Origin of the sequence: Streptomyces sp. NPDC096132, assembly GCF_044763345.1 — a bacterium.
GTDB lineage: Bacteria > Actinomycetota > Actinomycetes > Streptomycetales > Streptomycetaceae > Streptomyces.
Map to the genome: position 1 here is coordinate 58417 of NZ_JBIWGA010000038.1, position 22269 is coordinate 80685.

General features: G+C 72.6%; 19 protein-coding genes, 1 rRNA gene and 1 pseudogene. 6 read left to right on the top strand and 15 right to left on the bottom strand.

The annotated features are described in order from the left end of the window. Window positions 1–162: 162 nt before the first annotated feature. Both ACIRF9_RS47010 and ACIRF9_RS47015 read right to left on the bottom strand, forming a co-directional pair. The gene (locus tag ACIRF9_RS47010) at window positions 163–789 is read right to left on the bottom strand and encodes an NUDIX domain-containing protein (protein WP_403836075.1); all 627 of its coding nucleotides are present in this window, start codon (window positions 787–789) and stop codon (window positions 163–165) included. An 89-nt stretch (window positions 790–878) separates the two neighbouring features. Next, on the bottom strand, window positions 879–2528 hold the full coding sequence (locus ACIRF9_RS47015; RefSeq protein ID WP_403836077.1) for a CTP synthase: 1650 nt from the start codon (window positions 2526–2528) through the stop codon (window positions 879–881). 493 nt (window positions 2529–3021) lie between these two features. Between ACIRF9_RS47015 and ACIRF9_RS47020 the strand changes: the two genes are divergently transcribed. Both ACIRF9_RS47020 and ACIRF9_RS47025 read left to right on the top strand, forming a co-directional pair. Next, window positions 3022–4824: a glycoside hydrolase family 15 protein gene (locus ACIRF9_RS47020; protein WP_403836103.1), complete on the top strand. Its 1803-nt coding sequence runs from the start codon at window positions 3022–3024 to the stop codon at window positions 4822–4824. A gap of 66 nt (window positions 4825–4890) precedes the next feature. Beyond that, the gene (locus ACIRF9_RS47025) at window positions 4891–6273 is read left to right on the top strand and encodes an FAD-binding protein (protein WP_403836079.1); all 1383 of its coding nucleotides are present in this window, start codon (window positions 4891–4893) and stop codon (window positions 6271–6273) included. 18 nt (window positions 6274–6291) lie between these two features. Here ACIRF9_RS47025 and ACIRF9_RS47030 read toward each other — a convergent pair whose 3' ends face one another. Together ACIRF9_RS47030 and ACIRF9_RS47035 are read right to left on the bottom strand one after the other, a co-directional pair. Further along, window positions 6292–6435 carry a hypothetical protein gene (locus tag ACIRF9_RS47030; RefSeq protein WP_403836111.1) on the bottom strand — a complete coding sequence of 48 codons (144 nt, stop codon included), beginning with the start codon at window positions 6433–6435 and terminating at the stop codon, window positions 6292–6294. A gap of 125 nt (window positions 6436–6560) precedes the next feature. Then, a pseudogene (locus ACIRF9_RS47035) lies at window positions 6561–7097 on the bottom strand (LLM class flavin-dependent oxidoreductase); the annotation flags it as partial. Between the two features lie 224 nt (window positions 7098–7321). Between ACIRF9_RS47035 and ACIRF9_RS47040 the strand changes: the two are divergent. Continuing rightward, a complete protein-coding gene (locus tag ACIRF9_RS47040) occupies window positions 7322–9001 on the top strand; it encodes a PucR family transcriptional regulator (RefSeq protein ID WP_403836081.1) in 1680 nt (559 codons plus the stop codon). A 43-nt stretch (window positions 9002–9044) separates the two neighbouring features. Here the strand turns inward: ACIRF9_RS47040 and ACIRF9_RS47045 are convergent, their stop codons facing one another. The 5 genes from ACIRF9_RS47045 to ACIRF9_RS47065 form a co-directional block, all read right to left on the bottom strand. After that, entirely contained in the window at window positions 9045–10172 is a 1128-nt protein-coding gene (locus ACIRF9_RS47045; RefSeq protein ID WP_403836083.1) for a glycosyltransferase family 4 protein, read from the bottom strand. Window positions 10173–10417: 245 nt separating this feature from the next. After that, window positions 10418–12136, bottom strand: coding sequence for a DNA repair protein RecN (gene recN, locus ACIRF9_RS47050; protein ID WP_403836105.1), 1719 nt, complete (start codon window positions 12134–12136; stop codon window positions 10418–10420). A gap of 186 nt (window positions 12137–12322) precedes the next feature. After that, window positions 12323–13228 (bottom strand): NAD kinase, encoded by a 906-nt coding sequence (locus tag ACIRF9_RS47055; protein WP_403836085.1) that lies wholly within the window; start codon window positions 13226–13228, stop codon window positions 12323–12325. Further along, window positions 13225–14040 carry a TlyA family RNA methyltransferase gene (locus ACIRF9_RS47060; protein ID WP_403836087.1) on the bottom strand — a complete coding sequence of 272 codons (816 nt, stop codon included), beginning with the start codon at window positions 14038–14040 and terminating at the stop codon, window positions 13225–13227. The genes ACIRF9_RS47055 and ACIRF9_RS47060 overlap by 4 nt, the downstream gene beginning before the upstream one ends. A gap of 7 nt (window positions 14041–14047) precedes the next feature. After that, window positions 14048–14350: a hypothetical protein gene (locus ACIRF9_RS47065; RefSeq protein WP_403836089.1), complete on the bottom strand. Its 303-nt coding sequence runs from the start codon at window positions 14348–14350 to the stop codon at window positions 14048–14050. Between the two features lie 42 nt (window positions 14351–14392). On the opposite strand from ACIRF9_RS47065, the gene ACIRF9_RS47070 reads away from it, so the two are divergent. Further along, window positions 14393–14740 carry a sterol-binding protein gene (locus ACIRF9_RS47070; protein WP_403836091.1) on the top strand — a complete coding sequence of 116 codons (348 nt, stop codon included), beginning with the start codon at window positions 14393–14395 and terminating at the stop codon, window positions 14738–14740. On the opposite strand, the gene ACIRF9_RS47075 is transcribed toward ACIRF9_RS47070, so the two are convergent. The 4 genes from ACIRF9_RS47075 to ACIRF9_RS47090 form a co-directional block, all read right to left on the bottom strand. After that, entirely contained in the window at window positions 14724–15590 is an 867-nt protein-coding gene (locus ACIRF9_RS47075; protein WP_403836093.1) for an ABC transporter ATP-binding protein, read from the bottom strand. The genes ACIRF9_RS47070 and ACIRF9_RS47075 overlap by 17 nt on opposite strands. Beyond that, window positions 15587–16606: a FecCD family ABC transporter permease gene (locus ACIRF9_RS47080; protein ID WP_403836107.1), complete on the bottom strand. Its 1020-nt coding sequence runs from the start codon at window positions 16604–16606 to the stop codon at window positions 15587–15589. The genes ACIRF9_RS47075 and ACIRF9_RS47080 overlap by 4 nt, the downstream gene beginning before the upstream one ends. 65 nt (window positions 16607–16671) lie before the next feature. Continuing rightward, the gene (locus ACIRF9_RS47085; protein ID WP_403836095.1) at window positions 16672–17715 is read right to left on the bottom strand and encodes a FecCD family ABC transporter permease; all 1044 of its coding nucleotides are present in this window, start codon (window positions 17713–17715) and stop codon (window positions 16672–16674) included. A gap of 94 nt (window positions 17716–17809) precedes the next feature. Then, on the bottom strand, window positions 17810–18838 hold the full coding sequence (locus ACIRF9_RS47090; RefSeq protein WP_403836097.1) for an HAD hydrolase-like protein: 1029 nt from the start codon (window positions 18836–18838) through the stop codon (window positions 17810–17812). 73 nt (window positions 18839–18911) lie between these two features. Here ACIRF9_RS47090 and ACIRF9_RS47095 point away from each other — a divergent pair, with 73 nt between their 5' ends. Next, window positions 18912–20195, top strand: a complete 1284-nt coding sequence (locus tag ACIRF9_RS47095; RefSeq protein ID WP_403836099.1) for a DUF1015 domain-containing protein — start codon at window positions 18912–18914, stop codon at window positions 20193–20195. A 52-nt stretch (window positions 20196–20247) separates the two neighbouring features. On the opposite strand, the gene ACIRF9_RS47100 is transcribed toward ACIRF9_RS47095, so the two are convergent. Continuing rightward, window positions 20248–20973, bottom strand: a complete 726-nt coding sequence (locus ACIRF9_RS47100) for a hypothetical protein (RefSeq protein WP_403836109.1) — start codon at window positions 20971–20973, stop codon at window positions 20248–20250. A gap of 378 nt (window positions 20974–21351) precedes the next feature. Between ACIRF9_RS47100 and ACIRF9_RS47105 the strand changes: the two genes are divergently transcribed. Then, the gene (locus ACIRF9_RS47105; RefSeq protein ID WP_403836113.1) at window positions 21352–22089 is read left to right on the top strand and encodes a hypothetical protein; all 738 of its coding nucleotides are present in this window, start codon (window positions 21352–21354) and stop codon (window positions 22087–22089) included. Between the two features lie 89 nt (window positions 22090–22178). Here ACIRF9_RS47105 and rrf read toward each other — a convergent pair. After that, window positions 22179–22269 (bottom strand): 5S ribosomal RNA (gene rrf, locus ACIRF9_RS47110); the annotation flags it as partial.

Here is a 22269-nt window from a genome sequence, read left to right on the forward strand (position 1 = left end):
CGCACGCCGGCCCGCCGGGACTCCGGATCGGGCGTTTCCAGAGCCTAGTTCACGCTCTGCGACGTTCCGGGCGGAGGACGGCGGGGCACGGCCGCGACATCCCCCGATCGGATCAGGCGATCGTCACACCGGAACCACCGGAACCAGTGGTGAGTGTGTGGCTCATGCCTCGAACGGACGGGCCGGCCAGGGCGCCTCGGCCGGACGCAGCGCGTCGAGACCGTCCCCGGCACGCGCGGCCACGAACGACAGCACGCCCACGACGAGGCAGTTGTTGTGCACATCGCCCGCGAGCACCGCCCGGACGAGTTCGTCGACCGGCACGCGCGCGTGCTCCATGTCGGCCTCCTCGTCCTCCACCTCGAAGCGCTGCCCGTCCGCCTCGGCCAGCCCCCGGGCGAGGAAGACCCGTACGGACTCGTCACAGCCGCCGGGGGTCGTGTACACGTCGGTCAGCACCCGCCAGTCCTCGGCCTTGACGTGCGCCTCCTCGTACAGCTCGCGCTGGGCGGCGTGCAGCGGGTTCTCACCGGGCACGTCGAGCAGGCCGGCGGGGATCTCCCAGAGCTTGTGCCGCACGGGGTGGCGGTACTGCTTGATCAGCAGCACCCGGTCCTCGGCGTCGAGGGCGAGGACGGCCACGGAACCGGGGTGGACCTGGTAGTCCCGGCGGACCACCGAGCCGTCGGGCATGACCACCTCGTCCGTGCGCACGGAGGTCTTGTTGCCCACGAAGGGGGTCTCCGTGGACCGGATCTCCCACGTCTGCGGGGTGTCCTTGATCGTCATGCTCCTTGCCGTCCTTCCACGTGCGCAAAGAAAAACCGGGGTGCCCACCTTTGAAGGTATGCACCCCGGCCACCGTAACAACTGGTGTGTTACTTGGAATTCTTCCGCTCGACCGCGGCCTTCACGAGGCCGGCGAACAGCGGGTGCGGACGCGTCGGCCGCGAGCGCAGCTCGGGGTGCGCCTGCGTGGCGACCAGGTAGGGGTGGACGTCACGCGGGTACTCGACGTACTCGACGAGCTTGCCGTCCGGCGAGGTGCCGGAGAACAGGATGCCCGCCTTCTTCTCCAGCTCGGCGCGGTAGGCGTTGTTCACCTCGTACCGGTGACGGTGCCGCTCCTCGACGTACTCCTTGCCGTCGTAGACCTCGCGGACGATGGAACCTTCCGCCAGCTTGGCCGGATACATGCCCAGGCGCATCGTTCCGCCCATGTCGCCCTCGCCGGCGACGATGTCGAGCTGCTCGGCCATGGTGGAGATGACCGGGTGGGCGGTGGCCGCGTCGAACTCGGTGGAGTTCGCGTCGCCGATGTCGGCGAGGTTGCGGGCCGCCTCGATCACGATGCACTGCAGGCCGAGGCACAGGCCCAGCAGCGGGATCTTGTTCTCGCGGGCGTAGCGGATCGCGCCGACCTTGCCGAGCACACCGCGGTCGCCGAAGCCACCCGGGATGCAGATGCCGTCGACGTCGGCGAGCTGCGCCTTGGCCCCGGCCGGGGTCTTGCAGTCGTCGGAGGTGACCCACTTGATCTTCACGCGGGCCTTGTTGGCGAAGCCGCCGGCGCGCAGCGCCTCGGTGACCGAGAGATAGGCGTCGGGCAGGTCGATGTACTTGCCGACCAGGGCGAGGGTGATCTCGTGGTCGGGGTTGTGGACGCGGTCGAGCAGGTCGTCCCAGGTCGTCCAGTCCACGTCACGGAACGGCAGGTCCAGCTTGCGGACGACATAGGCGTCCAGGCCCTCGCCGTGCACGGTCTTCGGGATGTCGTAGATGGACCGCGCGTCCGGGCAGGCCACGACCGCCGCCTCGTCGACGTCGCACATCAGCGAGATCTTGCGCTTGATCGCGGTCGGCACCTCGCGGTCGCAGCGCAGCACGATCGCGTCCGGCTGGATACCGATGTTCCGCAGCGCCGCCACCGAGTGCTGGGTGGGCTTGGTCTTCAGCTCGCCGGACGGGCCGATGTAGGGCAGGAGAGAGATGTGGACCACGAAGACGTTGTCCCGGCCGACCTCGTGCCGAACCTGGCGGACGGTCTCCAGGAAGGGCAGCGACTCGATGTCGCCGACCGTGCCGCCGACCTCGGTGATCACGACGTCGACCTCGTCCGTCGCCATCCGGCGGATGCGGTGCTTGATCTCGTTGGTGATGTGCGGGATGACCTGGACCGTGTCGCCCAGGTACTCGCCGCGGCGCTCCTTGGCGATCACCGTCGAGTAGACCTGACCGGTGGTGACGTTCGCGGAGCCGTCCAGGTCGCGGTCGAGGAAGCGCTCGTAGTGGCCGATGTCCAGGTCGGTCTCGGCGCCGTCGTTGGTGACGAACACCTCGCCGTGCTGGAAGGGGTTCATCGTGCCCGGGTCGACGTTCAGATACGGGTCGAGCTTCTGCATCACGACACGCAGGCCCCGCGCCTTCAGCAGCATGCCGAGGCTGGACGCCGTCAGACCCTTGCCGAGCGAGGAGGCGACACCCCCGGTGACGAAGATGTGCTTGGTCGTCGTGGATTTCGGCAACATGGCCAAGAGGGGGCTCCCGTGGTCGCGGTCTGGGGTCGCTGCGGTTCGGGGGTTTCGAGCCCACCGGTCCACGGGCTACCAGGGTATCAGCGCCTCGGAGAGATGGCTTCCGGCCACGCTCCGCGCACGCGCCGACACCGGACGCACCTTCCGCGAGAGCCAGGCAGACTTCTCTTACGGGCTTCTCACCGGTGGCTCACCCGTTCGGCGTACCCGCGTTGCCCGGAGCGACACACAGATCATCTACGTGCGTCGTATCCTGCTCGGACACTCGCTGCCGAGCCCGGCCGGCAAGACGGCACACCCCAGCCCGTATCCCACCGGAACAACGAGAGCTCGTCAGTTCGTTGAGCAACAATTGACGTTTTGCCCATACGGCGGAGCGTTTGCTTTGCTTCATCGCTCAACGACGCATTACAACGACCCCTTGACCGCACTAGCGACAGCCCCCCGTACGCGTGGGGGTGACGTGGCCGTTCGACTGGAGTTGCACGTGGCCGGGCGCATCGAAGACTACGCACTCATCGGAGACATGCAGACCGCTGCCTTGGTCTGCCGTGACGGGACAGTGGACTGGCTGTGCCTGCCCCGCTTCGACTCGCACGCGATCTTCGCCGGTCTGCTCGGCACAGAGGAACACGGCTTCTGGCGCCTCGGCCCCGCGCACGCCTCCGACGCACCGCCGCCGCGCGCGGCCCGCCGCACCTACCGCGGCGACTCGCTGATCCTGGAATCCGAGTGGGACACCCCGCGCGGCACGGTCCGAGTGACCGATTTCATGCCCCCTCGTGACGGCGCGCCCCAGCTGATCCGCATCGTCGAGGGCGTCACGGGCCGCGTCCCCATGCGCTCCACCCTGCGCATGCGCTTCTCCTACGGCCGCGTGGTCCCGTGGGTGCACAAGCACGAGGGGCGCACGGTCGCCGTCGCGGGACCCGACTCGGTGTGGTTCGACACCACCGCCGAGACCTACGGGAAGTCGCTGACCACGTACGCGGACTTCACGGTCGCCCCCGGTGACCGCATCGCGTTCACGATCTCCTGGGAGCCCTCGCACAAGCAGCCGCCGGCCCTGCCGGAGCCGGAGCAGTCGCTGGAGGCGACGGAGGAGTTCTGGCGCGAGTGGGTCGAGCACTGCACGTACCACGGCCCGTACCGCGAGGCGGTGATCCGCTCGCTGATCACCCTGAAGGCCCTGACGTACGCCCCCACCGGCGGCATCGTGGCGGCCCCCACGACCTCCCTCCCCGAGGACATCGGCGGCGTCCGCAACTGGGACTACCGCTACACCTGGCTGCGCGACGCGGCGATCACCCTGTCCTCCCTCCTGCGCACCGGCTACCGCGAGGAGGCCCGCGCCTGGCGCGAGTGGCTGCTGCGCGCGGTCGCCGGCGACCCGGAGAACCTGCAGATCATGTACGGCATCGCGGGCGAGCGCGAGCTGGGCGAGGCCGAGCTGGACTGGCTGCCCGGCTACGAGAACTCCGCCCCGGTCCGGGTCGGCAACGGCGCGGCGCACCAGCTCCAGCTGGACGTGTACGGCGAGGTCACCGAGGCCCTGCACCTCGGCCACATGACGGGCCTCGCCCGCAACGACTACGCCTCCCTCCTCCAGCTGAAGCTGATCCGCTACCTGGAGAAGCACTGGGACGCGCCGGACGAGGGCATCTGGGAGGTGCGCGGCCCGCGCCGCCACTTCGTGCACTCCAAGGTCATGGCCTGGGTCGCGGTCGACCGCACGATCAAGCTGATCGAGTCGGGCGACGCGGACGGCCCGCTGGAGCGGTGGCGCGAGCTGCGCGACGACATCCACCGGGACGTGTGCGAGAAGGGCTACGACAAGGAGCGCAACACCTTCACCCAGTCGTACGGCTCGAAGGAACTGGACGCCTCCCTGCTCCTGATCCCCCAGATGGGCTTCCTGCCGCCCGACGACAAGCGCGTGATCGGCACCATCGAGGCGATCCAGCGCGAGCTGTCCACCCCGGACGGCTTCATCCTGCGCTACCCGACGCAGGGCGACGACGAGGGCGTCGACGGCCTCCCCGGCGACGAGGGCGCCTTCCTCGCCTGCTCGTTCTGGATGGCGGACGACCTCGCGATGATCGGCCGCGTCGACGAGGCCCGCAAGCTCTTCGAGAAGCTGCTGTCCCTGCGCAACGACCTCGGTCTGCTCGCCGAGGAGTGGGACCCGCGCCTCAAGCGCCAGGTCGGCAACTTCCCGCAGGCCTTCAGCCACGTCCCCCTGATCGACACGGCCCTGCGCCTGACGGCGTCCGGCGCGTACGGCGGCTGAACAGGAAGGCGACACCGGGCCCGCCTAGGCTGGGAGGATCAGCCCCTGCACGGAAGGGGGCGCCTCATGGCCTCCCCATCGAAGGCGGGCGCGGCCCTCGCCGCGCTGCGCGAGGATCTGGTCGGCGACGTGTTCGCCCCGGGGGACACGGGCTACGACGAGGCCCGCGCCGTCTTCAACGCGATGATCGACCGGCGTCCGGCGGTGATCGCCCAGTGCGTGGACGAGGCCGACGTCGCCCGGACCGTGCGCTTCGCCCGCGACCTCGACCTGAAGATCGCGGTGCGCGGCGGCGGGCACAGCGTGGCCGGCCAGGCGCTGGGCGACGGCGCCGTGGTGGCCGACCTGCGGCACATGCGGGCCGTCACCGTGGATCCGGCGGCCGAGGCGGTACGCGTCGCGGGCGGCGCCACGATGAGCGACCTGGACCGCGCCTGCCAGCCCTTCGGCCTCGCCACGACCGGCGGCCGGGCCTCCACCACCGGCGTCGGCGGCTTCGTCCTGGGCGGTGGCACCGGCTGGCTGGACCGCTGCTGCGGCCTCGCCGTCGACAACCTGCTCGGCGTCGAACTGGTCACCGCCGACGGCGAGCGCGTCCACGCGAACGCCGACGAGCACCCGGACCTGTTCTGGGCCCTGCACGGCGGGGGCGGCAACTTCGGCGTCGCCACCGCGCTCACCCTGAAGCTGTACGAGCTGCCCGAGTTCTCCATCGCCCTGGTGCTCTATCTCCCGGAGCACGGCCTCGACGTGGTGCGCACCTACCGCGACGTGATCGCGGCGGCCCCCGACGAGGCGAGCGGCGCGGTCCTGTACCTCACCGGCCCGCCCGAGGAGTTCGTACCGCCCGCGCTGGTGGGCAGGCTGGTCTGCGGGGTGCTGCTGACGTACGCGGGTGCCGAGGAGGACATGCGCAAGCTGGCCCAGCCGCTGCTGGCGCTGCCGCACGAGGGGGAGGTCGTCGGGGCGATGCCGTACGCGGACGTCCAGTGCATGATCGACGATCCGCCGGGGATGCGGAACTACTGGTCGGCGGAGTACCTGACGGGCATGCCCGACGACCTCGTGGACGCCTTCTGCGCCCTCGCGGACTCCATGCCCGTGCCGACGGCCACCCAGCACCTGATGTTGCCGCAGGGCGGCGCGATCGCCGGCGGGCCGCACGAGTACCCGGTGCCGTACCGGGACGCGCCCTGGGCCGTGCACCCGTTCGGGATCTGGGAGGACCCCAAGGACGACGAGCGCTGCGTCCAGTGGGTCCGGGACGTACGCGCCGTCGTCCGCCCGTGGAGCACCGGCGACGTGTACCTCAACTTCATCGGCGACGAGGGCACCGACCGGGTGGTGGCGGGTCTGGGCACCGAGAACACCCGTCGGCTCGCGGAGGTGAAGCGGCAGTACGACCCCGACAACGTCTTCCGCTTCAACCACAACATCAAGCCCGCCTGACCACGGTCACGTCCGGCCTCAGGCCGGCCCGAGCGCCCGCAGCGTCCGCTCCCCCGCCGGATCACCGGCCGTCGCCGGCACCAGGGCGACCTCGTCGAGCCCGGCCTCGGCACAGGCGTCGAGCCGCTCCCGTACGGCGCCCAGGTCGCCCACCAGGCCCACGCCGCGGCCTCCGGCGGCAGGGCCCCCACCAGGGTGTCCCGGCCGGCGCCCGCCGCGGCCGGCTCGACGGCCTCACCGAAGCCGGCCCGGGCGAACACCTCGCGGTACCCCGGCACGGTCAGATACCCGGCGATGCTCCCGAGCACCTGCGCGAGCGACTCCGGCGCCGGGTCGACGGCCGCCGGCAGCCACGCGGCCGGCACCGGCGGTGTACGACCGGCCTTCCGCGCGGGCGTGTCCAGCCTGCCGCGCAGCTCGCGCACCTGCTCCGGGGAGACGACGTCGAGCAGCATGCGGTCGGCGTGCGCGGCGGCCGTGGCGACCGCCCGCTCCCCGAAGGCGGCCACGGTGAGCGGCCCGCCGGGCGGCGGCAGCCGGCGCCGGAAGGTGCTGCCGGGCACGACCGGCTCCCCCGGCGTGCCGTGCAGCAGGGTCCGCAGGGCCGACGCGGTCTCGTCGAGGACGGCGGCGGGCCGCGTCCGGGCCCGCCCGTGCACGCCTTCGACGACCCGCCTGCTGGAGGTGCGCAGTGCCACCCCGACCGCCCGTCCGGTGACGGCGGCGACCGAGGCGGCGCCGCGGGCGATCGTCAGCGGGTCGCGCACGGACACCGGGACCGGCCCCGCCGTGAGCGCGGCCCGCTCGGTGACCCGTCCGAGCACCGGCGGCGAACACGAAGGAGTCCCAGGTCGGCCCCTCCCCCGCCCACACCTCGCGGTATCAGCCGGTCGGCGAGCGCCGCGACCCGCAGGGGCTCCTCGACCGGGCTGCCGTCCTCACGGGCGACGGCGACCACACTGAAGTCCATGGCCCGCCGCTACCCGCCCGCGGCCCGCGCAACCCGGGGAGATGTTGCCGGGGCGTTTTCGCAGGTAGCGTCCGCTGCATGGACAGCCGCACGGACCTCCCACCCGACAGCCAGGGCGCCGGCATCACCGTGCGGCGCGCGCTGGAGCTGCCCGGCCTGCGCAGCGGGCTGCCCGAGATCCTCGCGGGCGCCGACCGGCTGGGGCGGACCGTGCGCTGGGTGCACGCGGGCGAGGTCCCGCACATCGCCTCGCTGCTCAAGGGCGGCGAGTTGCTGCTGACCACGGGCTACGGCCTCGGCACCCGTCCGGCCGAACAGCGGGCGTTCGTCCGGACCCTGGCCGAGCGGGGCATCGCGGCCCTGGTGATCGAGCTGGGCCCCCGTTTCACGCGGCTGCCCGCGACCCTCGTGGAGACGGCGCGGGCGACCGGTCTGCCCCTGGTCCAACTGCACCGCGAGGTGCCCTTCGTGACGGTCACGGAGGAGATCCACACCGAGATCGTCAACGGGCACTACGCCCTGCTGCAGCGCGCGGAGGAGGTCCACCGCCGCTGCACGCAGGCGCTGCTGGGCGGCGGCGGGATCCCGCAGGTGCTGGGCATCCTGGCCGGCTTCAGCGGCAACCCGGTGTTCCTGGAGACGACGGACGGTCAGCTCCTGTACGCCGCCGGGGAGGGCCCGGAAGGGGCGGATCCGCTCCAGGTGTGGGAGGGGCTGCGCGGGCCGCACAAGGACGCGCCGCCGCCCGCCGGTTCGGTGCTGGTGGACGTGCCCGGGGGCGGGCCGGGGGCGGGTGCGGTCCGCGCCCGGCTCGTCCTGCTGCCCGTGCGCGCCCCGCTCGCCCCGGTGCACCGGATCGCCGCCGAGCGGGCGGCGGGGATCCTGGCGGTGGTGCTGATGCAGGCCCGCCAGGAGGAGGAGCTGGCGGCACGCGGCCGCGGCGACTTCCTGACCGATCTCGCCGAGGGCCGGATCGCGGCGGAGGACGCTCCGGCACAGGCGCGCGTGCTCGGTTTCAAACCCGGTGCCGGCCCGCTGCTGCCGATCGTGATGCGGCTCGGCGACGCTCCCCCACTCTCGGCTTCGCTCGAGCGGGGGGACCCCCGTACCCCCGGCGGGGGCTGGGCGGTCCTGGCGCGGGCGGTCGGCGAGGAGCTGGCGTCGGTGGGCGTGCCGGTGCTGCTGGGCGTACGGCCGGTGGAGGGCCGGGTCCCGCTCCTGTTGTGCCTGCGGTCGGAGGCGGAGCGGTCGGCGGTCGCGGACCGGGTCGCGACGGCGCTGCGGGCCGGGGTGGAACGGGCCGGCATGCAGCGGCCGGGCGCCGCGCCGCCGGTCGTGGTGGTCGGGGTCGCGGGCGGCTGGGCGGCCGCCTCGGCGGGCCTGCGGCACGCGGCGGAGACGGCGACCGCCGCGCAGGGCCTGCCGGACCGCCCCTGGTACGACGCCCGCCGCCTGGACATCGACCTGCTGCTGTGGCGGCTGCGCGACCACCCGGACCTGGCGGCCTTCGTGGACCGCGCGATCGGCCCCGTCCGCGACCACGACGACCGCTCCAAGCCGCCCCTGCTGCCCACTCTGGAGACCTATCTGGCCCACGCCGGCCGCAAGGCGGAGACGGCCCGCGAACTGCACCTCAACCGCCAGACCCTCTACAACCGCCTCGCCCGCATCGGCGAGTTGCTGGGCACCGACCTGGACGACCCCCAGACGGTCCTGGCCCTCAGCCTGGCCCTCCGAGCCCGCAGACACGTCCCGTAGCCCCGCCACCGCCCCTGACAGGCACCGCAGGCACTCCGCCGGGTCAGATCATCGGCAGGGGCTGCGTCAGCTCGTCGTACACGCTCAGGACCTGCGCGACGGTCTCGTCCTCGGTGGGCCAAGTGGCGGTCTGACGGGTCCCCAGGTCCCGTAGCCGCTCGCACCGCTGCGGATCGTCGAGCAGGCGTACGACGGCGGCGGCGAAGGCCTGCGCGTCGTCGGGCGGGACGAGTTCGGCCGCGTCGCCGACGAGTTCGCGGACGCCACCGGCCAGGGCCGCGACGAGCGGCACGCGCGCGTGGAGGGCCTCCTGCGCCAGGACCGACCGGGCCTCCTCACCGCCTGGCAGCAGCGCGAGGTCGGCGGCCGAGAGCAGGGCGCCCACGTCGTCCCGCCGTCCGAGGAGCCGCACCGGCAGCTCCTCGTCCTCGATACGGCGCTGCAGCTCCGGCCGCAGCGGCCCCTCCCCGGCGATGACGACCAGGGGCACGGGATCCAGCCGGCACCACGCGCGTGTGGCGTCCAGCAGCAGGTCGTAGCCCCGGTGGCGGTCCAGTGATCCGACGGCCATGAGCAACGGGCGGCCGATCGCACCGAGTTCGGCCCGCACCTTGGGGTGCGGCTGCTCGGCGTCCTCCTGCCCCTCGGCCGGCCTGGGCCCGGGCAGCGCCACCCCGGCGAGCCGCGCGTCCTTGGCGCCGGTCCGGCGCGCCCGGTCGACGAGGTCGGAGGTGGTGCCCAGCACCACGGCGGCCGCCTTCGCCACCCGCCGCTCCAGCAGCCGCAGCAGATGGGCGCGGGCTCCCTCGGCACGCGCCCGGCTGTGCCAGGTGACGACGAGGGGGGTGCGGCGCCCGCTGAGCGCGAGGACGGCCCGGAAGGAGGCGTGCAGCCCGTGCGCGTGGACCAGGTCGGCGTCCGTGCAGGCCGCCCGCAGCGCCGCCACCGACCCCGGGTCGCTGCTGCGCGGCACGTGCACGTGTTCGGCGCCGGCGCCCGTGAAGTCGTAGAGGTGCTCGGCCTCGGACGGGGCGCACACCGTCACCCGTACGCCCCGTGCGACGAGCCCCGCGGCCAGGGAGCGCACATGCGCGCTGCTGCCGGCGTTGCCGCCGCCCAGCACCTGCACGGTGCGCAGCGGCGACTGGCCGTGCGGTGAGTGGCTGCTCACGTGGCCGGGGCTCCTGGTTTCGGCGTCGGACGGTCACGAAGGAACGTACAGAGGGACCGGCGGAGGGGTGGACCGCTCGGCTTCCTCCACGTATGAGCCCAAGGATGCCAGCACGCACGGGTGTTCCGTGCCGCCCGGCCCCCGGGCCCCCGGCGACACGGCCGTACAGGTCACCCACACGAGTGAAGGAACCTAGGGATCCGTTCGATTAAGCCCTCTGTGCGCCCGCCAGTTCTCCACGCGCCCTACGCGTCCGCCCGAGCCGTCGCCAGCAGTTCCTCCGCGTGTGCCCGTGCCGTCTCCGAGTCCTCCTGGCCGGCGAGCATCCGGGACAGCTCCCGGATCCGCTCCTCGCCCTCCAGGACCTTCACGCCGGACCGGGTCACCGACCCGTCGTTGGTCTTCTCGACCAGCAGCTGCCGGTCCGCGAAGGCGGCGACCTGCGGCAGATGGGTGACCACCACGACCTGCGCGGACTTCGCGAGCTTGGCGAGCCGCCGCCCGATCTCGACCGCCGCCTTGCCGCCGACACCCGCGTCGACCTCGTCGAAGAGGTACGTCGGCACGGGGTCCGTCCCCGCGAACACGACCTCCACGGCGAGCATCACCCGCGACAGCTCACCGCCGGACGCGCCCTTGGCGATCGGCCGCGGCGGCGCGCCCGGGTGCGGGGCGAGCAGCAGCTCGACCTCGTCGGCACCGGACGGCCCGTAGGCGACCGTACGCCCGCCGACCTCGACACCCTCGGGGTCCTCGGTCTGCCGGATCGCGAACGACACACGCGCGTGCGGCATCGCCAGCGAGGCCAGCTCCGCCGTCACCGCCGCCGCGAACCTCTCGGCGGCGTCCGTGCGCGCGTCCGTCAGCGCCTGCGCGAGCCCGCCCAGTTCGGTCCGCAGCGCGTCCCGCTCGGCGGTCAGCTCGTCGATCCGCTCGTCGTCGCCGTCCAGCTCGGTCAGCCGCCCGGCGCTCTGCTCGGCCCACGCCAGAACAGCGTTCACGTCCGGCCCGTACTTCCGCGTCAGCGCGGTGAGCGCGGCCCGCCGCTCCTCCACCGCCGCCAGCCGCAGCGGATCGGCGTCGAGGTCGTCGGCGTACCCGGCGAGCTCGCCCGCCACATCGCCCAGCAGGATCCCGATCTCCCCGATCCGGTCGGCGAGCGCGGCCAGCGCCGGGTCGTACGACCGGACGGCCTCCAGAGCCCGCTGAGCGCCCGCCACGAGGGTGGCGGCGTCGATGCCCTCGGGATCCTCCGGATTGCCCGCGAGAGCGGCGTGAGCGGCCGTGGCGGCCGAGGACAGCGCCTCCGCGTGCCCGAGCCGCTCCGCCTCCTCCGCCAGCTCCACGTCCTCCCCGGCGCGCGGTTCGACCCCGGCGACCTCGTCGAGCCCGTAGCGCAGCATGTCGGCTTCCTGGGCCCGCTCACGCGCGCGCGTGACGATCTCGTCCAGCTCGACGGCCACGGCCCGCAGCCGCCGGTACGCCTCGCTGTACTTGGCGAGCGGCACCGCGACGGCGTCCCCGGCGTACCGGTCGAGCGCCTGCCGCTGCCGGGACAGCTTCAGCAGCCCCTGCTGGTCGGTCTGCCCGTGCACGGCGACCAGCTCGTCGGCCAGCTCGGCCAGCACGCCCACGGGCACACTGCGCCCGCCGACATGCGCCCGCGACCGCCCCTCGGCGGAAACGGTACGGCTGATGAGCAGCGCCCCGTCGTCGAGCTCGGCGCCCGCCTCCTCGGCGCGTACGACCACCGAGGCGTCCGAGGGCACGGCGATGCGCCCCTCCACGACTGCCCGCTCCGCGCCGATCCGCACGAGCGCGGGATCGGCGCGCCCGCCCAGCAGCAGCCCGAGGCTGGTGACCACCATGGTCTTGCCCGCGCCCGTCTCACCGGTGACAGCGGTGAACCCCGGCGACAGCTCGACAACAGCGTCGTCGATGACTCCGAGCGACCGTATCCGCATCTCCTCCAACACGGAGAAGACCTTACGAGGTCGGGGAGAGAAAGCGCGAGGCACCCTGTCACCCAGGCGAGTGGAGATGCTTTCAGGGGCGCGGGGCTGTGACGACATGCGGCTCCGCCGCGTGGGCGCGACAAGCCACGACGAACCCGCAGCCGCCGACGAGCCCCCGCCATCCCCTACAAGCCGCTAATGCCGAGCCCCCCGCCACCCCGAAACAGGCAGCGCGAACTTCGCCACCAGCCGATCAGTGAAGGAAGCGTGATGCAGTCGCGCAAGCCGCACCGGCACAGCCCCCCGCCGCACCTCCACCCGAGCCCCCGGGGGCAGCTCGAAGGTCCGCCGCCCGTCACACCACAGCACACCCGGCGGAATATGAGGCAGCAACTCCACGGCGAGCACGGAGTTCGGCGAGGTCACCAACGGCTTCGCGAACAGCGCGTGCGCACTGATCGGCACCATCAGCAGCGCCTCCACCTCGGGCCACACCACAGGCCCACCGGCCGAGAAGGCGTAGGCGGTCGACCCGGTCGGCGTGGACAGGACGATCCCGTCACACCCGAACCCCGTCACCGGCCGCCCGTCGATCTCCAGGACGACTTCCAGCAGCTTCTCGGCGCCCGCCTTCTGCACCGCCGCCTCGTTCAGCGCCCAGTCCGTGTGCACGATGTCCCCGTTGCGATGCACGACGACATCGACGGTCATCCGCTCCTCGACCTCGTACGCCTTCGACACCACCCGGTCGACGACCTTGTCGAGGTCGTCACGCTCGGCCTCGGCGAGGAAGCCGACACTCCCGAGGTTGACGCCGAGCATCGGCACCCCGGACGCCCGCGCGAACTCCGCGCCGCGCAGCAGCGTCCCGTCACCGCCGAGGACGATGAGCAGCTCACAGCCCTCCAGGCACTGCGGGGTTGCCTCGGAGACCAGCTCGACCTCGTCCGGCACATGCAGGTCGGAGGCCTCGTACTCCAGGACGCGCACCCCGATGCCCTCGCGCAGCAGCCCCTTCACCACCAACTCCGCGCTGCGGATGGCGGCGGGCCGGCCCGTGTGGGCGAGCAGGAAAACAGTACGAGCTTTGTTCTGTGTCAACGCGGCCCCTCCGCAACTGCACGGTCAACGTCGGCCGGGTCCAGGGCAGGCGCCCCGGCCCGGAGCCACAGAAAGTACTCGACATTGCCCGAGGGCCCGGGCAGCGGACTGGCGGTGACACCCTTCACGCCGAGCCCCAGGTCCCACGCCTTCCCGGCGACGCCGCGCACCGCCTCGGCCCGCAGCTGCGGGCTGCGTACGACGCCCCCGCTGCCGAGCCGTTCCTTCCCCACCTCGAACTGCGGCTTGACCATCATCACCAGATCCGCGTCCGGCTCGGTGCACCGCGCCAGGGCCGGCAGCACCAGCCCGAGCGGAATGAAGGACAAGTCCCCCACGACAAGATCCACAGGCTCCCCATCGATCGCTTCAAGCGTCAACTCGCGTACGTTCGTACGGTCCTTGACGGTGACGCGTTCATCGCTCCGAAGAGACCAGGCGAGTTGTCCGTACCCGACGTCCACGGCGACGACATGCGCGGCCCCCGCCCGCAGCAGCACATCCGTGAACCCCCCGGTCGACGCCCCGGCGTCCAGCGCCCGCCGTCCCTCGACGACGAGCCCCTGCGGCACGAACACCTGCAGCGCGCCCGCGAGCTTGTGGCCGCCCCGGGAGACGTAGTCGGGGTCGTCGTCGTCGACGGCGACGACGATCGCCGCCGCCGTCTCCACCTGGGTGGCCGGTTTGGTCGCGACGGTCTTGCCGACGGTGACCCGCCCGGCGGCGATCAGCTGCCCGGCGTGCTCACGCGACCGCGCGAGCTTCCGGCGGACCAGCTCCGCGTCCAGACGGCGACGTGCGACTCCTGCCACGTTCGGTTCAGCTCCTACTGCTGTACGTCGAAGGGGGCGCCGGAGGTCCCGGGCGGGCGTCGAGCGCGGTGAGCGCGTCGCGCAGCCCCCGGTGTACATCCTCGTACACCTCCACGTGGCCGTCCGTGGCGAGGTGGTCGGCATCGGCAAGCCGGTCCAGCTGGGCGTCGACCTCGGCGTTGCCGGTGGGCGTGCGGGTGACGGCCAGCGGGGCGGGCGCGGCGGGGTCGTACTCCGGCTCCCGGTGCTCCGCTTCCCGCGGCTCCGGCCCCTCCGGCACGGTCTCCGACTCCGGCACTGTGTCGCTCATGCCCAGACGCTACCCCGACCCCCTGGGGTACCGTCGATCTCGATGGCCACGATCGAGGAGTGCCGCGCCGCACTCGAGAAGCTCTCGGACAACATGCAGCACGCCGAAGGGGACGTCCGCACAGCCGCGGAACTGGACCGTTCGGTCAGCTGCTGGATCACCGACCTGGACGTCACGTTCGTGGGCCGTATGACAGGCGGCCGGATCGTGGTCCAGGACACCCTGCAGGGCCCTCCGCGGGAGAAGGCCCAGATCAGACTGAGCATGGCCGGGGACGACCTGGTGGCCCTGGTGGGCGGCGGGCTGAACTTCGCGAAGGCCTGGGGCTCGGGCCGGGTGAAGCTGCACGCGGGCGTGCGCGACCTGCTCGTCCTCAGGAAGCTTCTGTAGCCACCACCCGTGCCCGTGCCGTGCGCGCCGCCGGCACCACCAGCGGCGTCCCCGTCTCCGGGTCGTCGATGACCTGGCAGCGCAGCCCGAAGACCTCCTCGACCAGTGTGGCCGTGACGATGTCGTTCGGGGCGCCCTGAGCGATGACCTCGCCGCCCTTCAGCGCGATCAGATGGGTGGCGTACCGGGCCGCGTGGTTGAGGTCGTGCAGCACCGCGACGAGCGTGCGGCCCTGTTCCTCGTGCAGCTCGGCACACAGGTCGAGGACGTCGATCTGGTGCTGGATGTCGAGGTAGGTCGTCGGCTCGTCGAGCAGCAGCAGCGGGGTCTGCTGGGCGAGGGCCATGGCGATCCACACGCGCTGGCGCTGGCCACCGGACAGCTCGTCGACGTACCGGTCGGCGAGCTCGGCCACCCCGGTCTGCGTCATGGACTCCCGCACGACCCGCTCGTCCTCGGCCGACCACTGCCGCAGGATCCCCTGGTGCGGGTAGCGACCGCGGCCCACCAGGTCGGCGACGGTGATCCCGTCCGGCGCGATGGACGACTGCGGCAGCAGACCGAGCGTCCGCGCCACCTTCTTGGCCGGCATCGACTGGATGACCTGCCCGTCGAGCAGCACCCGGCCCTCCGACGGCTTCAGCATCCGCGACAGCGCCCGCAGGAGCGTCGACTTGCCGCACGCGTTGGGGCCGACGATCACCGTGAACGAGTGGTCGGGGATCTCCACCGACAGCTGCTCGGCGATGACCCGCTGGTCATAGGCGAGGGTGACGTTCTCGGCGGACAGGCGGTTCACGGTGCTCCTTCGGTTGTTCGTCCCCCGGCTTTCGAGAGGGGTGCTGCTCATATCCGGCCCGCCCTGCGCTCGGTGACAAGGAGCCACAGCAGATAGACCCCGCCGAGCACACCGGTGACCACGCCCACGGGCAGCTGTCCGTCGCCGAACAGCCGCTGCGAGGCCCAGTCCGCCGTGACCAGCAGGGCGGCGCCCATGCACAGGGAGGCCACGAGGTTCGGTCCGGGAGAGCGGGTCAGACGCCGGGCGAGCTGAGGCGCGGTGAGCGCCACGAAGCTGACGGGGCCCGCGGCGGCGGTGGCGGCGGCGGTCAGCAGCACGGCCGACACCATCAGCACCAGCCGAACGCGCTCCACCCGCACCCCGAGCGCGTTCGAGACGTCGTCGCCCATCTCCATCATCCGCAGCCCGCGCGCGTTGGTGAGGACGAGCGGTACGAGCACACAGACCAGGACGAGCAGCGGCCAGACCTGCTTCCAGTCCCGCCCGTCGAGGGTGCCGGTCATCCAGACGACGGCACGCGCCGCGTCGACGAAGTCGGCCTTGGTGATCAGATAGCCGTTGACCGCCGTCGCCACCGCCGACACGCCGATGCCGACGAGCACCAGCCGGTAGCCGTGCACGCCACGCTTCCACGCCAGCAGATAGATCGCGGCCCCGGTCACCAGCCCGCCCACCAGCGCGCCGACGGTGACCTGGGTGGTGCTCCCGGAGAACAGCACGATCATCACGAGCGCGCCGGCCGTCGCCCCCTGCCCGAGGCCGAGCACGTCCGGGCTGCCCAGCGGATTGCGCGACACGGCCTGGAACAGCGCACCGCCGAGCCCCAGCGAGGCCCCGACCAGCAGCCCGACGAGGACCCGCGGCAGCCGCAGCTCGTTGACGACGAGCTCCTGACCGGGGTTCCCGTCGCCGAACAGCGTCCTGACGACGTCGCCGAACGAGATCGGGAAGTCGCCGGTGCCGATCAGCACGACACTCGCGGCGAACGCGGTGGCCAGCAGCAGCACGACGACGACCAGGGCCCGCACGTCCAGCCGCACCGACAGCCCGCCCGGCGTGCGCAGGGCACGGAGTCCGGTCCGCGTGGCCGTCTCCTCCCGCGCCGCGCTCTTCGTTGTCTCCTCGGTCCTCACAGTTGGGCCGTCCTCCGCCGTCGTACGAGCAAGATGAAGACCGGCCCGCCGATGATCGCGGTGATGATGCCGACCTGGACCTCGGACGGACGGGCCACGACCCGGCCGATCACATCGGAGCCGAGCAGCAGCACCGGCGAGAGGATCGCCGCGTACGGCATGATCCAGCGCAGATCGGGGCCGGTGAAGGAGCGGACGATGTGCGGGACCATCAGCCCGACGAACACGATCGGCCCACAGGCGGCGGTCGCGGCCCCGCACAGCACGGTCGCGGCGAGCATGGCCAGCGCCCGGGTGCGGTTGAGGTTCGCGCCGAGCGCCTTGGCCGTGTCGTCGCCCATCTCCACGGCGTTCAGCGGCCGCGCCAGGGCGAGCGCCAGGATCGTGCCGACGACCAGGAAGGGCAGCACCTGCCAGATGGTCTCGTCGGTCGCCGAGGACAGCGAACCGACGGTCCAGAACCGCATCCTGGCCAGCGCCGCGTCATCCATGATCATCACGGCTTGGAGGTAGCCGTACAGCGCGGCGCTGATCGCCGTGCCGGCGAGCGCGAGCCGCACGGGCGTGGCCCCCCGGCTCCCGCCCAGGAACCAGACCAGCGCACCGACGGCCGCCGCCCCGAGGAAGGCGAACCACACATACCCGCTCAGGCTCGTCACGCCCAGGAAGGTGATGGCGGTGACGACGGCGGCCGAGGCACCCGCGTTGATGCCGAGCAGCCCGGGGTCGGCCAGCGGGTTGCGCGTCAGGGCCTGGAGCACCGCTCCGGACAGCCCCAGCGCGGCACCGACCAGCAGCCCGAGCACGGTCCGCGACAACCGCTCGTCCACGACGACGTCCGCGTACGTCCCCGAATCCGCGAACAGCCCGTGCCAGACCTGGGCGACGGACAGCTCCTTGGCCCCGACGGCGATGCTCGCGACCGCCACCAGCGCGAGCACGCCCGCGGCGACGAGCAGTCCGACGGAACGGATCGCCCGGCGACTTGGAGGCGCGGGGGCGGTCTCCGCGCGCTGTTCGGGAACACTGTCGACCAACACGCAGTTAGGTTAGCCTACCCTCCCAAGTCGCCCCGAGACCTGGTCACGACCGTTGCCGGGTTCACAGGTTCGGGGCTCCCGGAGCCTCGCGGAGTCACAACCCCAGCCGCGCCAGCGCCTTCCCCGCGTCCAGCTCACAACTCCCCTCACCCGCAGCCGTCCAGGCCGCCGCGCACAACGCCCGCAGCCCGTCCAACGCCTCGCCGTCCCCGTCCAGCTCCAGCCCCGCGGCACCCGCCGTCGCCGTCCAGCCACCGCACCGGAAACCGTCCCCGTCCCCGACCACCTCCGGCTGCCCGGTGAGCAGCCCACGCAGGTCGGCGTCCACGAACGTCGGCCGGTGCTGCGGCGGCGCGGCCAGCAACTGCGCCCCGTCGGTGACACCGGTGAGAACGAGCAGCGAGTCCACCTCCCCGTTGAACGCCCCCTCGATGTCGGTGTCCAGCCGGTCCCCGACGACCAACGGCCGCTTCGCACCCGTCCGCAGGATCGTCTCCCGGTGCATCGGCGGCAACGGCTTGCCCGCGACCTGCGGCTCGGCACCCGTGGCTATCCGCACGACCTCCACCGCCGCCCCGTTCCCCGGCGCGATCCCCCGACCGCTCGGAATCGTCAGGTCGGTGTTGGACGCGAACCACGGCACCCCGCGCGCGACGGCGTACGAAGCCTCCGCGAACCGCCCCCACGGCAGATCCGGCCCGCCGTACCCCTGCACCACGGCCACCGGATCGTCGTCCGCGGACTCCACCGGCGTCAGCCCCCGCTCCCGCAGCGCGACCCGCAGCCCCTCCCCGCCGATCACCAGCACCCGCGCCCCCGCCGGCACCTGCTCACTGATCAGCCGCGCGACCGCCTGAGCCGAGGTGATGACGTCCTCGGCCCCCGTCGGGATGCCCAGCTCGGTGAGGTGCCCGGCCACGGTGTCCGGCGTCCGCAGCGCGTTGTTGGTGACGTACGCCAGATGCATACCGCCCGCCCGCGCAGTGTCCAGCGACTCGACGGCGTGCACGATCGCACTCCCGCCCGCGTACACCACCCCGTCCAGGTCGAGCAGAGCCGTGTCGTACGCCTCGCTCAGGGCCTGCCCATTGCCCTCGGGCCTCGTCCTGACGCTCCGGCTCATTCCACATCGCTCCTCACTCGATCCGCTTTCCTTCGATCATCCCGCACGCCACTGACACACGTACGATGCCGGGATGAACACAGCAGGTCACTCGGAAGCAACGGCGCCCCGAGGCCTGGAACTCACCCCGTTCCGAGGCCTGCGCTACGACCCGGACCGGGTCGGCAGCCTCGCCGCCGTCACGTCCCCGCCGTACGACGTCGTCGTCCGCCCCGACGGCCTGCACCAGCTCCAGGACGCGGACCCGTACAACATCGTCCGCCTGATCCTCCCCCAGGCCACCACGCCCAGCGCCCGCAACGAACAGGCCGCCGACGCCCTGCGCCGCTGGCTCACCGAGGGCGTCCTGACGGCCGACCCCGAGCCCGCCCTCTACGTCTACGAGCAGAGCCACAGCGACGGCATGCTCCAGCGCGGCCTCATCGGCACCCTGCGCGTCTCCGAGCCGGAGGAGGGGGTCGTCCTCCCCCACGAGGACGTCATCGCCCCCGTGGTGGCGGAGCGCGCGGCCCTCATGCGCGCCACCTACGCCAACCTCGAACCGCTCCTGCTCACCTACCGCGGCAACGGCACGGCGGCGGAGATCGTCGACCGCACCGCCGAGCGCCCCCCGCTCCTCACCACGACCACCGAGGACGGTTACCGCCACCGCCTGTGGGCGATCACCGACCGCACCGACCAGACCCTCGTCCAGACGGACCTCGCCCACCACCAGGCCCTGATCGCCGACGGCCACCACCGCTGGGCCACCTACCGCCGGCTCCGTGCCGAGCACCCCTCCCCCAGCCCCTGGGACCACGGCCTGGTCCTCCTGGTCGACACGGCCCGCTACCCCCTGCGCGTCCGCGCCATCCACCGCCTCCTGCACGGCCTGCCGGTGACACAGGCCCTGGCCGCGGTGGAGGGCCTGTTCCGCGTCCGGCACCTCCAGGTCCCCCTCCCCGAAGCCCTGGCGGCCCTGGCGGACACGGCCTGCGCCGGCAACGCCTTCCTCCTTGCGGGTGACGGCACCTTCCATCTCCTCGACCGCCCGGACCCGGCCCTCCTGGACCGTACGATCCCCCGGGACCGCCCGCAGGCCTGGCGCACCCTCGACGCGACGGTCCTGCATGCCACCCTCCTCGACCACGTGTGGCGCATCCCCGAGGACGACCCGACCCGCATCGCCTACATACACGACACGGCCGCCACCGTGCGGAAGGCGGAACGCGGCGGCGCCACGGCGGTCCTGCTCCACCCCGTCCGCGAGGAGGTCGTCCGCGACCTCGCCCGCCAGGGCGTCACCATGCCCCGCAAGTCCACGTCCTTCGGCCCCAAACCGGCCTCCGGCCTGGTCCTGCGCGCCTTGGACGTCTGAAACGCGAAAGGGGCGGGTTCCCCTCGGAACCCGCCCCTCTCACCGGACGCACTCAGTCCTTGTCGTCGTCCTCGCCCGGCGTCTCCTCGGGCTCACCCTCGTCGAGGGCGTCGACGAACTCCACCCCGTCCAGCTCGGCGAGCCGGTCGGAGGCGTCCGTGCTGCCGTCGCGGTCCGCCTCGACGGCCTTCGCGAACCACTCCCGCGCCTCGCCCGCACGCCCGGCCGCCAGCAGCGCGTCGGCATAGGCGTACCGCAGCCGCGCGGTCCACGGCTGTACGGAGTTGGACGCCAGCTCGGGGCTCTGCAGCGTCACGATGGCCGCGTCGAGCTGCCCCATGTCACGCCGCGCACCGGCCGCGACCAGCCGCATCTCCACCTGGCCGGCCTTGTCGAGCTTGTGCACCTCGGGGGCACCGGCCATGTCCAGCGCCTTCTCCGGCCGCCCGAGCCCACGCTCGCAGTCGGCCATGACGGGCCACAGCTCCACCGAACCGGTCATCCGCCGCGCCGCCCGGAACTCGGCCAGCGCCTCGCTGTACTTCTGGTTCGCGTACGCCGCGAACCCGGCCGCCTCGCGCACGGCGGCGACACGCGACGCGAGCCGCAGCGCCACCTTGCTGTAGCCGTAGGCACCCTCGGGGTCCTCGTCGATCAGCCGCGCGACCATCACCAGGTTCCTGGCCACGTCGTCGGCGAGCGTCTTGGGCAGGCTCTGCAGCTCCTGCCGTACGTCCTTGTCGATCTCCTCGCCGGTGACGTCCTCGGGGATCGGCAGCCGCTTGATCGGCTCACGGTCCCGGTCCCGCTCGTCACGGAACCGACCGCCACCCCGCCGGTCGTCGCCGCGCCGGTCGTCCCTACGGTCGTCCCGGCCCCGGAAACCGCCGGGCCGCCCGCCCCGGTCGTCACGCCGGTCGTCCCGACGGAACCCACCGCGCCCACCGCGGTCGTCCCGACGGTCATCGCGCCGGAACCCACCGCGCTCACCACGGTCGTCCCGCCGCTCGTCACGGCGGAAGCCGCCACGCTCACCACGGTCGTCGCCGCGCCGGTCGTCCCTGCGGTCGTCACGCCGGTCGTCCCGACGGAACCCACCTCGGTCACCACGGTCGTCCCGGCGATCGTCGCGACGGAACCCGCGGTCGTCGCCGCGGTGCCCTCCGCGCTCACCACGGTCGTCACGCCGGTCGTCCCGTCGGTCGTCCCTGCGGTCGTCACGCCGGTCATCGCGGCGGAACCCACCACGGTCGCCACGGTCGTCCCGGCGGAAGGCCGGACGGTCCCCGCGGTCATCGCGCCGGAAGGCCGGACGCTCGCCACGGTCGTCACGCCGGTCGTCCCTACGGTCATCCCGGCGGAAGCCCCCGCGCTCACCACGGTCGTCGCCGCGCCGGTCGTCCCTGCGGTCGTCGCGCCGCCCGTAACCGCCACGGTCCCGGTCGCCGGACCCACCACGGCTGTCATCGCGCCGGAAGGCCGGACGGTCACCGCGGTCGTCCCGTCGGAACCCGCGGTCCCTGTCGTCCCGACGCGGACCACGGTCGCGGTCGTCACGCTGGAACGCGGGACGAGAGCCACGATCGCCCTCACGGCGGTCGTCACGCCGGTCGTCACGCCGGCCGTACCCACCGCCACGATTGTCATCGCGCCGGTCGTCACGCCGGAAGCCACCACGATCGCCACGGTCCCGGTCATCGCGACGGCCGTAGCCACCGCCACGGTTGTCGTCGCGCCGGCCGTAGCCACCACGATCGTTGTCCCGGCGGAAGCCCCCGCGTTCACCGCGGTCACGGTCTCCGCGGTAACCGCCACGATCGCCGCGATCCCCACCGTCCCGTCGCCGCTGCTCGCGCTCCGGTCGGTCGTCGGGAGAGTTGGTGGACATCGGTGACTCCTGTCTTCGGTACACAAGCATTGTAAAAACGAAAGGACCCCTGGTCCCAGCTGAACGCTGGGGACCAGGGGTCCTTCCCAAAGATTGTTCGGCGGTGTCCTACTCTCCCACAGGGTCCCCCCTGCAGTACCATCGGCGCTGTAAGGCTTAGCTTCCGGGTTCGGAATGTAACCGGGC

Excerpts from the sequence above, each read along its gene's own strand:
- ACIRF9_RS47010 (WP_403836075.1), bottom strand. The coding sequence starts at position 789 with ATGACGATCAAGGACACCCCGCAGACGTGGGAGATCCGGTCCACGGAG.
- ACIRF9_RS47015 (WP_403836077.1), bottom strand. The coding sequence starts at position 2,528 with ATGTTGCCGAAATCCACGACGACCAAGCACATCTTCGTCACCGGGGGT.
- ACIRF9_RS47025 (WP_403836079.1), top strand. The coding sequence starts at position 4,891 with ATGGCCTCCCCATCGAAGGCGGGCGCGGCCCTCGCCGCGCTGCGCGAG.
- ACIRF9_RS47040 (WP_403836081.1), top strand. The coding sequence starts at position 7,322 with ATGGACAGCCGCACGGACCTCCCACCCGACAGCCAGGGCGCCGGCATC.
- recN (WP_403836105.1), bottom strand. The coding sequence starts at position 12,136 with ATGCGGATACGGTCGCTCGGAGTCATCGACGACGCTGTTGTCGAGCTG.
- ACIRF9_RS47065 (WP_403836089.1), bottom strand. The coding sequence starts at position 14,350 with ATGAGCGACACAGTGCCGGAGTCGGAGACCGTGCCGGAGGGGCCGGAG.
- ACIRF9_RS47070 (WP_403836091.1), top strand. The coding sequence starts at position 14,393 with ATGGCCACGATCGAGGAGTGCCGCGCCGCACTCGAGAAGCTCTCGGAC.
- ACIRF9_RS47075 (WP_403836093.1), bottom strand. The coding sequence starts at position 15,590 with ATGAGCAGCACCCCTCTCGAAAGCCGGGGGACGAACAACCGAAGGAGC.
- ACIRF9_RS47090 (WP_403836097.1), bottom strand. The coding sequence starts at position 18,838 with ATGAGCCGGAGCGTCAGGACGAGGCCCGAGGGCAATGGGCAGGCCCTG.
- ACIRF9_RS47095 (WP_403836099.1), top strand. The coding sequence starts at position 18,912 with ATGAACACAGCAGGTCACTCGGAAGCAACGGCGCCCCGAGGCCTGGAA.